This window comes from Acetobacter malorum, assembly GCF_002153605.1.
Lineage (GTDB): Bacteria > Pseudomonadota > Alphaproteobacteria > Acetobacterales > Acetobacteraceae > Acetobacter > Acetobacter malorum_A.
This window is the reverse complement of sequence record NZ_JOPG01000001.1, coordinates 60,239-77,197: the sequence shown is the minus strand read 5'-3', so window position 1 is coordinate 77,197 and position 16,959 is coordinate 60,239. Positions and strand designations below refer to the sequence as shown.

The window sequence follows — 16,959 nt, the reverse complement described above, 5'->3', positions numbered from 1 at the left end:
CGGACCTGCGCCCTGTGCGGGGTTTACAGAATGCCGCCGGCAATCGGCAGATTAACGCCCGTCATGTAGCTGGCAGCATCGCTCAGCAAAAACGCCACTACCCCCGGAATTTCCGAGATATTGCCGTAGCGGCGCATGGGCACGCTGCCAATCATCTGCTTCGCCACAGTCTCAGGATCGGTGGAGAAATACTGCGTGTTGGCTTTGGCCTGTTTTTCCACCTGCATATCCCACATCGGCCCCGGCCCCATAAAAGCAGGACTGATGGCGTTGACGCGGATATTATGCGGCGCAAGGTCTTTGGAAGCCGTTTGCGTCAGCCCCAAAATGGCAAATTTGGAAGCCCCGTAAGCTGCCATATTGGGCGGGCCCTGCACCCCGGCCATACTGGCCGTGTTCACAATGGCCCCGGATTTCTGTTCCACCATCTGTCGGGCAACAGCTTGCAGGACATGGAATGCGCCACAGACGTTGATCTGAATGACGCGGTTAAAATCTTCTTCCGGGTAATCCTGTATTGGCGCAAAAGCCCCCTGAAAACCGGCGTTGTTGAACAGAAGATCAATTTTCCCAAAATCGGAAACAACTTTCTCTGTTGTGCTGTTAACACGCCCGGCATCCGTCACGTCACATACATAAGGACGGACAATGGTGCCGTATTGCCGAACTTTGGTGGCGGCCTCGTCCAATTTATCCTGTTGCAGATCAAGCAGGGCGATATCCGCTCCCAGAGAGGCCAGATGTTCGGCCACAGCAAGGCCGATGGTGCCGGCGGCTCCGGTAATGACGGCGCTCTTGCCGGAAAACTGGCCAGATGTGTGCGTCTTCATAAGGGGTCTCCTGTTCGTCCAATATCAGCAGTTACTGCGCCTGATCCGTCAGCAGCGGCACACCGCTTTTCTGCGCCATGTCCTGCATGTAGCGGAGGGTGTTGGGGCCAAAGGTCAGGCCTTTGACGATGCTGAGGGAGCGCAATACCGGGTAGAGGTGGAAGTCAGCTTCTGTCAGCGGAGGCGGGCTGGCCAGCAGCGGCTCCAGCGTCCCAAGCTGCGCCTGCACGGGGGGCAGGAGCGTGTCTGTTTGCGCCATGAGGGCATCCAGATTGCCAAAATGCTTCTCTTCACGCGCAATAAAGGCCTGTCGGGCGGCGTCGGTCGCGACTTCTGCAAATTTCCCACGGGTAAAGCGCGGCACAATCAGCTTCAGGCCCAGAGACCACGTCTCTTTGCTCCACGTCAGAAGAGCTTCATTGGGGGGAGAGGTCAGCAGACGTGGGGGATAGGTGTCATCCAGATAATGCACAATATCCAGACTTTCCGGCATGCAGGTGCCATCGTCTTTCTGCAGGATGGGCAGACCCTTTTTCCCCGTGAGACGCAGAGGGCTTTCGCTATCCCCTTCCATCACAACGCACAGCTCGACCGGAATATTCTTCAGGCCCGCCATCATGCGGGCGCGGGAGCAGAACGGGCAGTGTTCGTAAATATAGAGCTTCAACGACAGACTTCCTCACTCCGACCGGGCAAAAGCAGGCCCGGTCCCTCTCTTGGTTTTGCGTAACCAGAACACGTCAGGAGAAGGATCGTTGCACCGCAGTGCAGGCAGGGCTGGTGTGCTTTGCCGTGCCGCACATAACAGAACAGGCCCGCCACGACGTGTGGCGGGCCTGTTTGCAGGCTTTCTCAGAACTTTGAAAAAGCGTCTTAGAATTCAGCAGACAGCGTGAAGTGATACACACGCGGCAGGCCGGCATACAGGCTGGAAGAAGCACCGGATGTGCCGCTGGGGGCACCCGTGAAGACGGAGGCCCAGTAGCGCTCGTTGGTGGCGTTGCTCACTCCAAAGCGCAGGACCATCGGCAGACGCTCGGTCGCGCGGAAGGTGTAGCGCGTGCCCAGATCCAGCGTGGTGTAGGAGCCGGTGTGCAGCGTGTTGGTCACGTTGGCAGCGCGGTTGCCCATGTAATGTACGTTGGCATTAAACGCCCAGCCGGAGGCGAAGGAGCCGAGCGAGGCGGGCAGGCGATAGTCCAGCAGCAGGTTGGCCTGCAACGGGGCCGCGCCCACAATTTCCTTGCGGTCCAGTGTGGGGGAGGCCGCATGCACCAGTTCCGCATCAAGCCAGGTCATGCCAGCCAGAACGGAAAGGTTGGGGAGCACTTCACCAGAAATCTGTGCTTCCACGCCATAGTTCCGCTGCGTGCCACCATACTGATAGGTCTGGCAGTTGGTCATGGCGGCGCAGCCGGTGTTCGGGTTGGCGGCGGCCACATACATGGCGTAGGGCGACGTCATGCGGAAACCGGCCACGTTAAACTGCATGGTGTTGTAACGCAGTTTGTAGCCCACTTCATATTCTTCAGAATGGGCGGCGGGCAGCGCGATGTTCGTGTTGGTGTAGCTGGCGCTGTTGGGCGTGACAGGCCCGGCTTCAACAGACCGACCGTAGGTGAAGTAAAAGGTCTGGTTGTCCGTCGGCTTATACATGATGCTGGCGGTCGGGCTGAACGCGGCGGAGGTCTCAAACGTGTCCCGCAGAGCGCTTTTGGAGTTCAGCGCGCCGCGCTGATGGATCCAGCCCCATGAGAGCGTGCCCATGATGGACCAGTGTTTGTTCAGTTGCAGGGTATCCCCCACAATGAAGGACTGGCTCATGATGCTGCTGGATTTATAGCGGCCATGATAATAAGGCTGCGTGCCACCATTCTGGCTCGCGCCATACATGTTGTGGATCCCCAGATTCTGCGCAGCGGTTGTGGCCGCAACCGGGTTGTAGTTGCCCATCATGTAGCCGTTGGTGCCAATCACCAGATCATGCCGGATGGGGCCGGTGTAAACGCGGCCGTTGATGTAGGCCATGTTACTGCCAACCCGGAAATCATTCGCGGTGGTGGTGGCGGTGGCTTTGGAGCTGTACCAGCCATCGCTGCCGCGCAGACCGCCGCAGGTCTTGCCACCGTCACACAGCGTATCGGCTACACCAAAAGCCTGACGTGCTGCATCCTGATACAAACCACCCAGTGTGAAGCTCCAGTTTTCGTTAAACTGATGCTTGATCTTGCCGAGGAATGTGTTGGTTTCCATGTGGTAGCCGCTCCACTCGGGAGCCAGACGCTTGCTCAGGTCAGGGGCTTCCGGGAGCTTGTCGCCACCAACGCCGGTGGCCAGAATGCCAAAGCCGGGCGCACCGCCGCGCTGGTCATAAGTGTAGTGGCTGGCATCAATTTCGATAACTGTCTTGTCATCCAGATGGAAATCGAAATCGCCACTGACCATTTCACGGCGCATGGAACTGCCCTGCGTGTAGGCCGTGCCATCGGCATGCAGCATGTTCAGGCGGTAGCCAAACCAGCCATTGCGGCCCAGCCGACCGGAAATATCGCCATTCACAGTCGGGGTGCCGATGGAATCCACACCAACGGAAAGCCGTTCCGTGCGGCGGTCGGTCGGGCGCTTGAGGGTGTATTCAAACACGCCAGCCGGGTTTTCCGGCCCATACATGGCCCCTGCCAGACCGTTAAGAACCTGAAGGTTGTCCACCCATTCTGCCGGATACGGCGTGGTGGAGACCACGTTCAGGCCATCCAGACGGGAGTTGGCGACAACATCGGATTCAAACCCGCGGGACTGCGGGCGGGACGTGTTGGGGTCCCCACGCACTTCCAGCTGCACGGAGGGCAGATACTGCGCCATGTCGTTAATGCTGCGGATCTGCTGGTTGACCACAACGTCATGCGTCACACCCATGACGGAGTAAGGCGTGTCCAGCGTATCGCGGTTGCCCAGCGGGCCAAGATACACAACCTTGTTCATGTATTTGGCGGCGGTGCCGTCGGCGGCGTGGTGGCCGTGGACATTGATCGTTTCGCCGTTGGAGCCATCGAGAATGCCGGCAATGGGCGTGGAGGTGCGCTTGGCGGGCACCACAGCCGCAGGGGTTTTAAGGGCAACCTTTTTAGCGGGTGCTGCTTTGACGGCAGCCTGTTTGTCCGCCGTGGCCTGCGGGGCCGGGGCGGGCGTTGACGCCAGAGCAGAACTCGTCAGCAGGAAAGCGCCGAATGTTCCTGTGGCGAAAAGGCGGGGAAAACGATCGTGCATGGCTCTGGCAGGTCCGGAATAGAAATGAACAAAAGGTGAGCCGGTTCTGCCGAGCCTGCCGGGCGTTGTCCATATATGGCCGTGCATAAACCTGTATATGAAGGAATATAATCATCGGACTGATGCAGGAATAATACAGTTCCGCAGCGGTTCCCCGGAAAATGGGGGCTACTACGCGATTTTGTGCATTATGGTGATGCGGGAAATGTATGGGGAAAACGGTGGCTAAGTGTGCATCTATAGTGCGTCTTATTTAAGAAGGGATCACCAAACTGATGCATGAAGATTTCAGCGAAAATGAGAGCGGTTTTCAGGAATGGCAACGTAATCACCCGGACGGCGTGTTCGTTAATTCTACGCCGGGGAAGCTCAATCCTAACTATCTCGTTGCCCATAAATCAAACTGCCGGACAGTTAGTCGGCATACCGGGCGCACCACAGTGTATTCAAAGCATTGTTTTGATAGCTTGGCGGATGCGCAGGCGTATTTAGCGGCAAATTGCGGGAAGCAGGCCTCCACAGGTTGCAACATTTGCCATGTAGGAAAATCCCGTCTTACTGCTGTGTCTGGATAGCTTACACCAAATCCGGACGCACGAAGACAGCATCAGAGATGCTTCTCTTACAGGCATTATCAATTTTCAGGAGAAAAATGCTGGGGCGAATGACGGGGCTCGAACCCGCGACAACCGGTACCACAAACCGGCGCTCTACCAGCTGAGCTACATCCGCCACACAGCAAGCGCTCATGTAGAGAAACGGAACTGGCCCGTCAAGACCGAGATGCGGCGAAGAGGCAAAAAATTCCGCAGGCCACTTTCGCCGCACAAGAAAGATTAGCCCCGCTTGCTGGCCCAGCGTTCTATGCGGGCCACGGCCTCCTGCAACACGCTTTCCTGCTTACAGAAGGCAAAGCGGACCAGATGCGTCGGCGGGGTGCCGTTGGAGGGGTCATAAAAGGCGGAGGCGGGGATGGTGGTCACCCCGGCTTCTTCCGTCAGCATCCGGGCGAAGGCGACGTCGTCCAGTCCGTTAGCGAGCGGAGTGATGTCGGCCATTACAAAGTAACTGCCATCACAGGGCAGCACCTCAAGCCCTACGCCGCGCAGGCCTGCGGAGAGGATGTCGCGCTTGCGGGCCATGTCCCCGGCCAGATCGCGGAAATACTGCTCGTCCTTGTTCAGGCCGAACGCCACGGCGCGTTGCAGGTTGGGGGCAGTGGCAAACACCAGATTCTGGTGCGCCTTGGCGACCACGGCCGCCAGCGGGGCCGCGGCGGTGACGTAGCCAACTTTCCAGCCGGTGAGTGAGAAGCTCTTGCCCGCGCTGCCAATGCGCAGGCACCGCTCCCGCATGGCGGGGCGGCTCATTAGCGAGACGTGTGGCGTGCCGAAGGTGAGATGTTCATACACCTCATCGCATACAGCATAGGCGTCGTGCTGAATCAGCAAACCGGCAATGAAGTCCAGCTCCTCCGTGGTGAACACCTTGCCGGTGGGGTTCATGGGGGTGTTGAGCAGAATGGCCTTGGTGCGGGCAGAAAAAGCGGCAGCCAGAGCCTCACGCGGGAGCGTCCAGCCCGGTTCTTCCAGCCGCACCAGTTTTGGCACGCCGCCAAGCTGGCGGACCATGGGCAGGTAGGTGTCATAAAGCGGTTCAATCAGCACCACTTCATCACCGGGTTCGATCAGCGCCATGAGTGAGGCCGCGAGGGCTTCCGTCGCACCGGAGGTGATGACCACTTCCGACTCCGGATCAATCTCCAGCCCCTGAAAGCGGGCGTTGGAGTCTGCCACTGCGTGGCGCAGTTCCGGCAGGCCGGTCAGCGGTGCATACTGGTTGCGGCCATCCAGCAGGGCATCCGCCGCAGCCTGCACCATGTCCTGCGGGCCTTCCGTATCCGGGAAGCCCTGCCCCAGATTGATGGCGTCATGCACGCGGGCCAGCTCTGACATTACGGTGAAAATAGTGGTGGGCAGGGCGGCAATCTGCCGGTTGAGCGGTTTTGTCATGGCCGTTTGTCCTGGGGGCTGCCGGGGGAAAGACGCAGTGGAAAAAGCAAAAGTGGCGGGCAGACTGCCACGGGCTGGCAGGGGGAGAAAAGAGGGGAGATTGATGCCGGATCGTTATATTTCGCACAAGGCCGATTGCCCGCGCGGCCAACCCGTGCAAGTTTGGGGCTGTTCGGCCTGAGCCTTCATGCCCTATGGGCAGGTTACGCGCAGGGTGGACCCCCTCTTGTTCAGTGCAGCACCAGATATATTGATGACGTGACATGAGAAAGATCGAGGCCATAATCAAGCCGTTCAAGCTGGACGAGGTGAAGGAAGCCCTTCACGAACTCGGCCTGCAAGGCATTACCGTGATCGAAGCCAAGGGCTTTGGCCGGCAGAAAGGGCACACGGAACTCTATCGTGGCGCGGAATATATTGTCGATTTTCTGCCCAAGATGAAAATTGAGGTTGTTTGTCCCGCCAATCTGGTGGAACGCGCCGTGGAGGCTATCTCGGCCGCAGCGCGCACCGGACGAATCGGTGACGGCAAGATCTTTATTCTCCCGGTGGAAGATGTGGTGCGAATCCGCACGGGGGAACGAGGGGAAGATGCTATCTGAGGCAGCCCGGCCCGGAGCTGCCCGACAGCGGACGCGAGTTTTATAATCCTAGACGTGCCGCAAGAGTGTGGTGCGCAACAGGTTGTAGGTGAAGACATATGGTGAAGAAAACGACCACTGCGGGTGACAGCAAAGCCGCAGCGATTGCTAAGGTTTTTGACCTGATCCAGGAAAACTCGGTCGAGTTTGTCGATCTGCGTTTCACGGATCCGCGCGGCAAGTGGCACCACACCACGCAGTATGTCACCACGATTGAAGAAGACACCTTTACCGAGGGCTTCATGTTCGATGGTTCCTCCATTGCCGGATGGAAAGCCATTAACGAAAGTGACATGGTTCTGCTGCCGGACCCGGAAACAGCCGTGATGGACCCGTTTACGGCCCGTCCGCAGCTGATCCTGTTCTGTGACATCATTGAGCCGTCCACAGGTCAGCCCTATAACCGTGACCCGCGCTCCACCGCCAAGCTGGCGGAGCAGTATCTGAAGTCCTCCGGTCTGGGCGACACCGCCTTCTTCGGTCCGGAAGCTGAATTCTTCATTTTCGACAACGTGCGCTTTGGCACGGGCCCGAACTTCGGCAAATATCAGCTCGACAGCATCGAAGGACCCGGCGCGTCCCTGAAGGACTACCCGGAAGGCAACATGGGCCATCGTCCGGGTGTGAAGGGTGGCTACTTCCCCGTACCGCCGGTGGACAGCGAGAACGACCTGCGCGCCGAAATGCTCGCCACCATGGGTGAGATGGGTCTGCCGATTGAAAAGCAGCACCACGAAGTCGCACAGTCTCAGCACGAGCTGGGCACCAAGTTCGACACGCTGGTCCGCTCTGCCGACTTCATGCAGATCTACAAATACTGCGTGCACAACGTGGCCCATTCCTACGGCAAGACCGCCACGTTCATGCCCAAGCCGATCTACGGCGATAACGGCTCTGGCATGCATGTTCACCAGTCCATCTGGAAAGACGGCAAGCCGACGTTTGCAGGCAATGGCTATGCGGACCTGTCCGACACCGCCCTGTATTACATCGGTGGCATCATCAAGCATGCCAAGGCGCTGAACGCCTTCACCAACCCGTCCACCAACTCCTACAAGCGTCTGATCCCGGGCTTTGAAGCTCCGGTGCTGCTGGCTTACTCTGCGCGCAACCGCTCTGCGTCCTGCCGTATTCCGTATGCCACCAACCCGAAAGCCAAGCGCGTTGAAGTCCGCTTCCCGGACCCGACGGCCAACCCGTATCTGGCATTCTCCGCCATGCTGATGGCTGGTATCGACGGCATCAAGAACAAGATCCACCCGGGCGACGCCATGGACAAGGATCTGTATGACCTGCCGCCGGAAGAGCTGAAGCAGATCCCGACGGTTGCTGGCTCCCTGCGTGAAGCTCTGGAAGCTCTGGCTGCTGACCATGAGTTCCTGCTGGCTGGTGGCGTGTTCACCAAAGACCAGATCGAAAGCTACCTGACGGTGAAGTGGGAAGACGTGTATCGCTTTGAACACACCCCGCACCCGGTTGAGTTCGAAATGTACTACTCCGTCTGATCCCTCTCTTTCAGGGTTTCAGTCGATCAGGAACGCGGCCTTCTTCGGAGGGCCGCGTTTTTTTGTGCCTGCGCTGCATCGTTTCTGATGGGGGTGTTGCATGTGCGTCGCACTGTGTCTTTGGGGTGATTGACTCGGTGGGGTGAGGCGATAAGACAGCGCCTGTGATGGTTTCCCCCACACAAGGGAATGAAAAGGGAACCGGGTGCAGGCCTTTAGACCTTAGTCCCGGGCTGTCCCCGCAACTGTAAGCGGTATGGCTGAGCATTCCGGGCGCAAGGCGTCCGGCCCACTGGAGATTGTGTTTTTCCGGGAAGGGTTTGCTCAGGGGTGACGCCGCAAGCCAGGAGACCTGCCATCCAGCAAGTGGTTGCGACCAGGAAACGCCAGTCGGGGTGTGTTGGCGTGCGTGACTGAGTTCTGCCCCGGCTGCTGCCATAGGGGGCAGGCCGGAGGCGCTGTCCTGTGGCAACGGCTGACCACAGGATGCGAGTATTATGACCTTCTTTCGTTGCGTGCTGACAACCTCCACCATTCTGGCTGTGTCCGGGTTTGGTCTGGCAGGCGCACAGGCCGCTACCCTTTCTGATGCACAGACGGCATCAGGTAACTCTCAGGCCCAGAAAGCCGCCTCATCCGGCAAGCACCTGAAAGGCCGTGCTGGAGCGTCTCGTACGAGCGTGCGCGGTGTTTCTGCACGGCCGCAGAGTGCTGCGCAGGGAAGTGCTGTTGCGGCACAGAGCAGCGCAATTCCGTACGCAGCACAGGGTGATGTCGGGCAGGGTGGAGCCGGAAGTGGAGCCGCATCTATGGCGGCTCAGCCGCCGGCAGACACAGCACCGGCAGGGCAAACGCATGTCTCACTCAGCCCCTCGCAGGGGTTGCCTGAGGTGGTGACGGTCAGCGCGCTGCGCAGGCCTGTGCGGGCGGATGATGTCGGGTCCAGCGTGACTGTGGTGACCGATGAGCAGATTGCCACCCAGCAGCGGCGCACACTGCCGGATATTCTGGCACGTCAGCCGGGGCTGAATGTGGTGCGGTCTGGTGGCTTTGGCGGCACCACGTCCATTTTCATGCGCGGGGCAAACGCCAATGACGTGAAGGTGCGTATTGACGGCATGGACATCAATGATGGCAGCTCCGCCAGCAATGCGTTTGATGCCGGACAGTTTGTGACAGATGGCATTGGCTCCATTGAAATCCTGCGTGGCCCGCAGAGCGGCCTGTATGGCGCAGACGCCATGGCCGGGGTGATTGATATCAACACCAAACAGGGCGAGGGGCGGTTTAAACCCTTTGTGCGGATTGAGGGCGGCTCTTACGGCACGTTCAATCAGGCCTTTGGGGCATCAGGCAGCAGCGGGCGTTTCCATTACAATGTTGTTCTGTCCCATTATCGCACCGACGGTTTTCATGAAATTCCGCGCTATATTGAGCGGTATAACGAGGCCAATCGTGCCCAGCGCCGCGCGGGGGATCGGAACGATAACCGCAGCGCAAATGTCAAACTCGGTTATGACGTCACGCATAATTTTGACCTCGGCCTGACCGCCCGGCTGATACAGGCCAATTATCATACCTTCACATCGTATGATCAGATGTTCACGCCGTATAACGGTGACCAGCTGATCCGCGACCAGAACACGCAGAATGAGGCCGTTGTGCGCGGCACGGCGCATCTTTCCTCCTTCGGTGGGCGGTTTGACCAGATTCTGGGGCTTGGTTACATGACCAACCGCCGCCGCTACATGCAGGACGGGTCTTACGCGGATGGTGAACCCGCCATGACGGACCCGGATTATTACCGTTCCACCCGCCTGAAGGTGGACTGGCATGGCACGGTTGACCTGCGAAAATTCGGCACGGTTCTTGTGGGTGCCGAGCATTTTCACGATACCATCAATGTCTCGACTGATGACCCGACCCAGCCTGTTCACACCGCAGCCAGCATGGATACCACGGCAGGCTACGGGCAGTATGAGGGCAACTGGAACCGAATTCTCTACGGCGCGGCCAATGTGCGGTATGACGCCAACTCCCGTTACGGTAACCATGTGACCTGGCGGGTGGCTCCGGCCATTCATGTGCCAAACACGGGCACGATTATCAAAGCCAGTGCCGGGTCTGGTTTCCATGCGCCGTCGCTGTATCAGCTGTTTGTCAATCAGCGCGGGGCTGGCTGGGGTGAAGAAGGAAACCCCAACCTGAAAGCCGAAACCATGATTGGCTACGATGTGGGCGTGGAGCAGAAGCTGCTGCATGACAAACTGCATTTTGGCGCCACATGGTATGACAACAAGGTGCGGAATCTCATCCAGTCTTCCTCCTACGTGTTGCCATCGGCGGGGAGTGCTTGGGGCGATTACATCTACTCCTTTGGCAATGTCGGCCATGCGCGGATGTATGGTGTGGAAGCGTTCCTGGACTGGAAGGCGCTTGATACGCTTAGCTTTGCGCTGAACTACACCTGGACCCACGCGCGGGATACGGAAAACGATGCGCTGCTCCAGCGCCGTCCGCAGCATAAGTTCAATTTCAACACCACATGGTCACCGGTGAAGGACTTCACCCTGTCCGGCAATATTCTCTACACCAGCGGCTGGCGGGACTATCCTCTGGTGGGTGAAAACTATTGTGCCACATGTGCCAAAGGGCATGGGTACTTCACGATTGATCTGACCGCTAATTACAAAATCAACCGCTATATCTCGGTGTTTGCGCGGGCGGATAATCTGCTCAATCGTCAGTATGAAAATCCGGTTGGCTACCTTCAGCCGGGCCGTGCAGGGTACGGTGGCTTTACGCTGAATTACTGATCCCCCACGGGGTGCGGAGAAGAAGGCCATTGCGACAGGACGCTGTTCCTGTGGCAATGGCCTTTTTTACGCCATGCGTTAGAGTGACAAGACAGTTTGAGACGGATTTCAGAAAGGTTTTTCCGCATGGTCACGCAACGCCCCGAAACACAGTCCACACAGCGCCAGCCGGTGCGCCGCACCCTTCAGGCGCTGGTGCGGTCTGGCATGCTGATGGGGTTGCTCTGCGCATCCGTGTCCGGCACGGCGCTGGCGGAAGACAGCACGGTGCATAACTGGACGACCAGCGGGAATGTGACGGTGGCGGATCGCTTCCCGGATGTGCAGGCGTCCGGCATTGCGCGGCTGCAGGACGGGCGGATTGTGCTCTCTCTCCCCACCAGCGCCCAGCGGCACAAAGGCCCGGTTCTGGTGACATGGACGCCGGGGCAGTTGACGCCGTTCCCCAGCAAGGCGGCGCAAAGCAAGATCATTTCTCCGCTCGGCATGACGGTGGACGCCAATGGCCAGCTCTGGCTGCTGGATGAAGGCGTGCGGGCCGGCAGCAAGGCCAAAGCAAAACCGGCTCTGCTGCATATTGACCCGAAGACAAATAAGATTATCCGTCGTTACGCATTGAGCGCACCTGCCGTGCGGCCCGACAGCCATGTGAATGATGTGCGGGTTGACCTAACTCATGGGAGCGCAGGCACGGCGTTTGTCAGCGATACCTCACAGACTACGCATCCCGCTCTGCTGGTGGTGGATCTGGCCAGCGGCAAGGTGCGCCGTATTCTGGAAGAAACCGTGTCCGTCAGCCCGGTGCCGGGCTTTGTGATGGAAGCAGACGGTCGCCTTGGCCGTTATGCTGCCGAGCATCCCACTGTGCCGCAGGGCGGTGTGGATGGTGTGGCGCTAAGTGCGGATTCCACGCGCCTTTACTGGTCTCCGCTGTCTTCCCGTCGCCTCTACAGCGCCCCGACGGCTGTGCTGGCAGACCCTAATGCCACAGAGGAAACGCTGGAAGCTGCCGTGAAGGATGAAGGGGAGGTCGGGATTATGGATGGCATGATCACCGCCCCCGATGGCAGCCTGTATGTGACGGATATTGAGCGGCATGCCGTGGTGCGTCGCGCGCCGGATGGCAGCCTGTCCCTCGTTGCGCAGGATGCCCGCCTGATTGCGCCGGACAGCATGGCGTTTGACGGGAATACTCTCCTGCTGACAGTCGGCCAGTGGGCTCGTCTGCCGGATTTCCATAATGGGAAGGACATGCAGGAACGCCCGTATATTCTGGTGCGTATTGCACCGCCAGCGCTGCCTGCCCAGCCCTGAGGTTTTAAAAAACTGCTTCTCTGTGCTGTGTCTGTCGGGTTCTGACGAACACAGGGCAGGGAGTAGTTCCTTTTAATCTGACGGCTTCTGCCTGCCTGATCGGGTTAGATAAAATGGGGAATTTTAAGTGTTTTCCCTGAGCGCATAGTCATAAGAGCGCAGCAGGCCAGAACGAATTTGTTGCGGGGGAAGCTTTTGCAATATCCGTAAAGAAAGACAATATCCTCGTTTGTTACGGCTTCGTTGTCTTCTGGAAGAGGAATAAGCTTTTCAGGAGTGTCTTTGTTTGCATAATTCCAGCCGCTTACCAGACCCAGAAAGGCTTCATAATACACGACGACAAATTCACGATTGTTTGTTTCGTAGAATTTTGCAAATTCTGAACAGGAACATGAAACAGGGCCGTAGATCTGGACAGGACCGGCAGGGGGCATTGCTTTTTTCAGAAGTTTTTTTCTGACATCTTCTGAAAAAGACATAAAATTTTCAGCCAGATAATCTGGAAGTAAATTCAGATTTTTGAGTTTGCCGTTATTATGGACATCATAGTGTGTGCCCTTATCCCCGATGATGAAGAGATTGTCCCGGATTTCAAAATAGGCATCAAGTTTGCCATCCTTATTCAGGAAATAAGTCTGGTCATTGTCGTCTATCATGCAGGCATTGAGTTTGATGGCCAGCTCAAGCATTTTTTCCATCAGGTTTTCACTGGGGTTTTTTGCCGTAAACCCCCATGGGTCGAACCAGATCGCACTTTCGCCGTTTTCAATCTCTTCCGGGTTCGGGTTCCCGATAAAAATGACCGTCCCATATCTGGGGTCTTTTTTGCCCGGTTCAAATTCTAAAGTGGGATCAGCCTTAAGAACGGTATGTACAATTTCGGGCTGGAACTCCAAAAGGGGACGACCTGCGGTCTCGTCATCCCAGCAGCCTGCTTCGCGTGTGATTGTAATCTCATATCCCATTGTGTGGTTTTTCCTGCGTGTCTGGCTGAATGGCGCGAATGTTTAATGGGGAGGATGAAAAGAAGACTGACGGGTTTCTACGACTGCCGTTGCATGCGCATGTAATGCAGCGCCATACAAGCTGAAACGAACATTTCATCAGGGTTACGTGTGCAATAGGCATATAAAAATGCAATATCTTCGTGCATGCTCGTTTTTGTGTGGGGATAAGTGACGTTCTCTTCAGGACTGTCCTGATAGGCAAAATTCATGCCGCTGAGAAAGCCCAGGCCCCAGACATAGTAAGCATGAACGGAGAGCATGACGTTTTTCTGGTGCGCTTTGCTGAAAAGTGAGCACTTAAAGGTGCCTAGTCCTTTTAAAAGAGCGGGTGCTGGCGTCCTGCTTTTTCTCTGCGTGTTTTCAGGTTTGTCTGGCAAAAAAGAAAATTTATTCTCGGCCAGATAATCGGGCAGGCACGCAGGCTCAGCCAGAGCGCCATCGGGGGTAAGGGCGTAGCGTTTCCCCTTGTCCCCCACAAGATAACTTTTTGCGCTCTGATCTTCAGTAATATTCAGTAAACCGCTCGCATCTTTGAAATAGAGTGCACCATGATCACTCAGAACATGGGCTTTGAGTGTTTTGGCAAGATCAAGGAGCTTGAGAACAATCGGGGCTTCCGCACTGGCGCTGCGAATACCCTCTCTGGTGAAGGGAAATCTATGGACCTGCGGGCTCTCAGCCGGGTCCGGGTTTTTATACAAAATGGTTCCGTAGCCGGGGTCTGTGGCACTTTCTTCAAAATCAAGCGTAGGATCTGTTACCACCAGTGCATATACAGCATCCGGCATGATGCGCAGGACAGGGCGGCTCTCGCCCTGTATTGGGAAAGGTTCCCGCGTAATGAGAAGAGTACAATCCATAATAAAAGTCGCCTGAAATCTCTAAAAATACGGTTTCATTTTATAGAAGATACTGCCGTGAAGACAAGGCAGTAAGGGGACGTATACGAGGGATCATACGGCAAATTTGCGTTAGGGTGCTGTTCTGGCCTTAACTGATTTTATTTTCACCGGACAGTTTAACCAGAAGGAGCGGCAATGCACGGGCAGGATTTTATTACGGCTATTCCAAAGGCGGAACTGCATCTGCATATTGAAGGCAGTCTGGAACCGGAACTGATGTTTGCACTGGCACGGCGGAACCGGGTTTCCATCCCGTTTTCTTCTGTAGAGGATGTGCGCAAGGCGTATCAGTTTACAAAATTGCAGGATTTTCTGGATATCTATTACGCCGGGGCTGATGTGCTGCTGACGGCGGAGGATTTTCGGGATCTGGCCGTCGCCTATTTTGACCGCGCTGCGGCAGATGGCGTAACGCATGCCGAGATCTTTTTTGATCCTCAGACGCATACGCTGCGGGGTGTGCCATTTGATGTGGTGATGGAAGGGCTACTCGCGGGCGTGGAGGAGGCCCGACGCAGGCATGGTATGAGCGTTCTGCTGATCCTGTGCTTCTTGCGGCATCTGGATGAAGAGTCCGCGTTTGCAACGTTCCGCTCTGCTGAAAAATGGTTCGGGCAGATTAGCGGTGTCGGGCTGGATTCTTCAGAAGTCGGGCATCCGCCTTCAAAATTTGCAAAAGTCTTTGCCGCCGCAGCCGATGCCGGTTTGAAGCGTGTGGCGCACGCGGGGGAAGAAGGACCGCCTGCCTATGTGTATGAAGCCCTTGATATCCTGCGGGTGGACCGACTGGACCACGGCAACCGATCACTGGAAGATCCTTTTCTGACCAGCCGTCTGGCGCGGGACGCCATGACCCTGACCGTCTGCCCGCTCTCCAACCTCAAATTGTGCGTGGTGGAAGATCTGCGGGACCACCCCATTGATATCATGCTGGAAAAAGGACTACGGGCGACCCTGAACTCGGATGATCCGGCCTATTTTGGTGGCTACGTTGCGGAGAATTACCGCGCCCTTGTCGATGCCGGGAAACTGTCAAACCGGGATGTTGCGACGCTGGCGCGGAACAGTTTCCTCGGCTCTTTCCTGAATGATGACGCTCTGACGCACCAGCTTGAAAGGCTTGATGCGTTTTTGCTTCGTCATACTGCGGCGTTGTGACGGCAGGCCATCAGACCCTTTTACGGCTCAACCCCAAAGGCAAAGACTGTGGTGTGGTCAAACTCTTCACCCGGTCTGAGCACGGTTGAGGGAAAATTGGGGTGGTGTGGGGAATCCGGGAAGAACTGGGTTTCCAGCGCAATGCCGTCTGTCTGGCGGTAAGTCTGGCCAGACGGCCCTGCGTAACGGCCATCCAGACTGTTGCCGGTATAAACCTGAATGCCAGGTTGCGTGGTGAACACGGACAGAGTGCGGCCTGTGGCCGGGTCCGTTAGCGTGGCGGCCAGACGTGGGGCCGGGCCGGTTGGCGGGGTGAGAACCCAGTTATGGTCATAGCCGTGCGCGTGGCGCATCTGCCCGAAGGTGCTGCGCAGCCGCTCCCCAATCCGGTGCGGTGTGCGGAAATCCAGTGGTGTATTCTCAACTTTGGCAATGTCCCCTGTGGGAATGGAGGCATCATCTGTTGGGGTATAATGGTCCGCGTTCAGGGTGAGGAGGTGGTTTTCCACCGTGCCGGAGCCTTCCCCACCCAGATTGAAATAGCTGTGGTTTGTCAGGTTCAGAACAGTGGGGCGGTCCGTGCTGGCGCGGTAGCGGATGCTCAGGCGGTTACTGTCATCCAGAATGTAGGAGACCCGCACCGTCAGGGTGCCGGGAAAGCCTTCATCCCCGTCGGGGCTGATAAGAGTAAGTTCCGCGCCTGTGGCATTCGTCAGGTCGGAAAGTTTTTTGACAGACCATATCTTTTTATCAAAACCGTTCCGGCCACCATGGAGGGTGTTCGGCGGTTCAGTGGCCGGGAGGTGATAGGTCGTGCCGTCCAGATCAAACGATGCCTTGGCAATGCGGTTGGCATAACGGCCCACCAGCGCACCAAAAAACAGGCCACCCTCTGCACTATCCCGCGTGTAGCCCTCCAGCGTGGGAAAGCCGAGCACGATGTTGGCCTGCTTTCCGGTCTTATCCGGCGTGGAAATGGCTGTAATCACCCCGCCATAAGAAAGAAACTGCACACTCAGGCCTGCCTTGTTGCGCAGAGTGTAACGGGAGACTTTCTGCCCGTCTGCCAGTGCGCCAAACGGCTCGGCTTCAAACGCTCCGGGTGTGGCCGCGTGGGACAGGGACGGCAGCAGCGCTCCCAGCGCGGCCAGCCCCAGTGTTGCGTAGCGGGAGAGGCGGCTTATGAGGCCGTGTGGTCTGGCAGCAGGCGAAACTAAGCGTGAAGTCATGGTGTAAGACCGTTCATGTGTACTGGCCGGAACAAATGCCCGTACGCCGCGTTGGCGTATACTGCCCAATAACGTCATGAGGGCATGAAAGTTCATGTCCGGGGCCACGGGCCGGGCGGTGTATGTTTGCGGTTTTGTATGGTTTGATAGTCTTGTCTGGAATGTTTTTAGAATTGAGTCGATAAAAAAAGAAAATTTTCTCAGGACTTCTTGAAGAAATTTCTATTTCTTCAGGGTGGAGAGCCTGTGTTCTTTCTTAAAAAAAGATAAAAAGCATG

At 57.1% G+C, this 16,959-nt stretch carries 13 protein-coding genes, 1 tRNA gene and 1 riboswitch; of the genes, 6 read left to right on the top strand and 8 right to left on the bottom strand.

Going from position 1 to position 16,959, the window contains the following annotated elements:
• Positions 1-23: 23 nt before the first annotated feature.
• From HK23_RS00385 to HK23_RS00375, 3 genes are all read right to left on the bottom strand, one after another.
• Positions 24-830, bottom strand: a complete 807-nt coding sequence (locus HK23_RS00385) for an SDR family NAD(P)-dependent oxidoreductase (protein ID WP_086652443.1) — start codon at positions 828-830, stop codon at positions 24-26.
• A 31-nt stretch (positions 831-861) separates the two neighbouring features.
• A complete protein-coding gene (grxB, locus tag HK23_RS00380; protein WP_086652442.1) occupies positions 862-1,497 on the bottom strand; it encodes a glutaredoxin 2 in 636 nt (211 codons plus the stop codon).
• Positions 1,498-1,703: 206 nt separating this feature from the next.
• The gene (locus HK23_RS00375) at positions 1,704-4,097 is read right to left on the bottom strand and encodes a TonB-dependent siderophore receptor (RefSeq protein ID WP_086652441.1); all 2,394 of its coding nucleotides are present in this window, start codon (positions 4,095-4,097) and stop codon (positions 1,704-1,706) included.
• Positions 4,098-4,372: 275 nt separating this feature from the next.
• Here HK23_RS00375 and HK23_RS14165 point away from each other — a divergent pair, with 275 nt between their 5' ends.
• On the top strand, positions 4,373-4,672 hold the full coding sequence (locus HK23_RS14165; protein ID WP_143217451.1) for a hypothetical protein: 300 nt from the start codon (positions 4,373-4,375) through the stop codon (positions 4,670-4,672).
• 81 nt (positions 4,673-4,753) lie between these two features.
• Here HK23_RS14165 and HK23_RS00370 read toward each other — a convergent pair.
• Both HK23_RS00370 and HK23_RS00365 read right to left on the bottom strand, forming a co-directional pair.
• Positions 4,754-4,829: transfer RNA gene (locus HK23_RS00370), tRNA-His, on the bottom strand.
• Between the two features lie 104 nt (positions 4,830-4,933).
• Positions 4,934-6,109 carry an aminotransferase gene (locus HK23_RS00365; RefSeq protein ID WP_086652440.1) on the bottom strand — a complete coding sequence of 392 codons (1,176 nt, stop codon included), beginning with the start codon at positions 6,107-6,109 and terminating at the stop codon, positions 4,934-4,936.
• 263 nt (positions 6,110-6,372) lie between these two features.
• On the opposite strand from HK23_RS00365, the gene HK23_RS00360 reads away from it, so the two are divergent.
• The 4 genes from HK23_RS00360 (at position 6,373) to HK23_RS00345 (ending at position 12,385) form a co-directional block, all read left to right on the top strand.
• Positions 6,373-6,711: a P-II family nitrogen regulator gene (locus HK23_RS00360; RefSeq protein ID WP_043551886.1), complete on the top strand. Its 339-nt coding sequence runs from the start codon at positions 6,373-6,375 to the stop codon at positions 6,709-6,711.
• A 98-nt stretch (positions 6,712-6,809) separates the two neighbouring features.
• Complete coding sequence (gene glnA / locus HK23_RS00355; protein ID WP_043551888.1) at positions 6,810-8,255, top strand: type I glutamate--ammonia ligase; 1,446 nt, start codon at positions 6,810-6,812, stop codon at positions 8,253-8,255.
• A 151-nt stretch (positions 8,256-8,406) separates the two neighbouring features.
• Positions 8,407-8,629, top strand: a riboswitch (cobalamin riboswitch).
• Between the two features lie 435 nt (positions 8,630-9,064).
• Positions 9,065-11,071: a TonB-dependent receptor plug domain-containing protein gene (locus tag HK23_RS00350; protein ID WP_086652561.1), complete on the top strand. Its 2,007-nt coding sequence runs from the start codon at positions 9,065-9,067 to the stop codon at positions 11,069-11,071.
• 207 nt (positions 11,072-11,278) lie between these two features.
• Positions 11,279-12,385 (top strand): L-dopachrome tautomerase-related protein, encoded by a 1,107-nt coding sequence (locus HK23_RS00345; RefSeq protein ID WP_086652560.1) that lies wholly within the window; start codon positions 11,279-11,281, stop codon positions 12,383-12,385.
• Positions 12,386-12,489: 104 nt separating this feature from the next.
• On the opposite strand, the gene HK23_RS00340 is transcribed toward HK23_RS00345, so the two are convergent.
• Together HK23_RS00340 and HK23_RS00335 are read right to left on the bottom strand one after the other, a co-directional pair.
• Positions 12,490-13,350, bottom strand: a complete 861-nt coding sequence (locus HK23_RS00340) for a hypothetical protein (RefSeq protein WP_086652439.1) — start codon at positions 13,348-13,350, stop codon at positions 12,490-12,492.
• Between the two features lie 77 nt (positions 13,351-13,427).
• Positions 13,428-14,252, bottom strand: coding sequence for a hypothetical protein (locus HK23_RS00335; protein ID WP_143217450.1), 825 nt, complete (start codon positions 14,250-14,252; stop codon positions 13,428-13,430).
• 177 nt (positions 14,253-14,429) lie between these two features.
• Between HK23_RS00335 and HK23_RS00330 the strand changes: the two genes are divergently transcribed.
• A complete protein-coding gene (locus tag HK23_RS00330) occupies positions 14,430-15,452 on the top strand; it encodes an adenosine deaminase (RefSeq protein ID WP_063907900.1) in 1,023 nt (340 codons plus the stop codon).
• Between the two features lie 20 nt (positions 15,453-15,472).
• Here HK23_RS00330 and HK23_RS00325 read toward each other — a convergent pair whose 3' ends face one another.
• Entirely contained in the window at positions 15,473-16,681 is a 1,209-nt protein-coding gene (locus HK23_RS00325; RefSeq protein WP_086652437.1) for an aldose epimerase family protein, read from the bottom strand.
• Positions 16,682-16,959 lie beyond the last annotated feature (278 nt).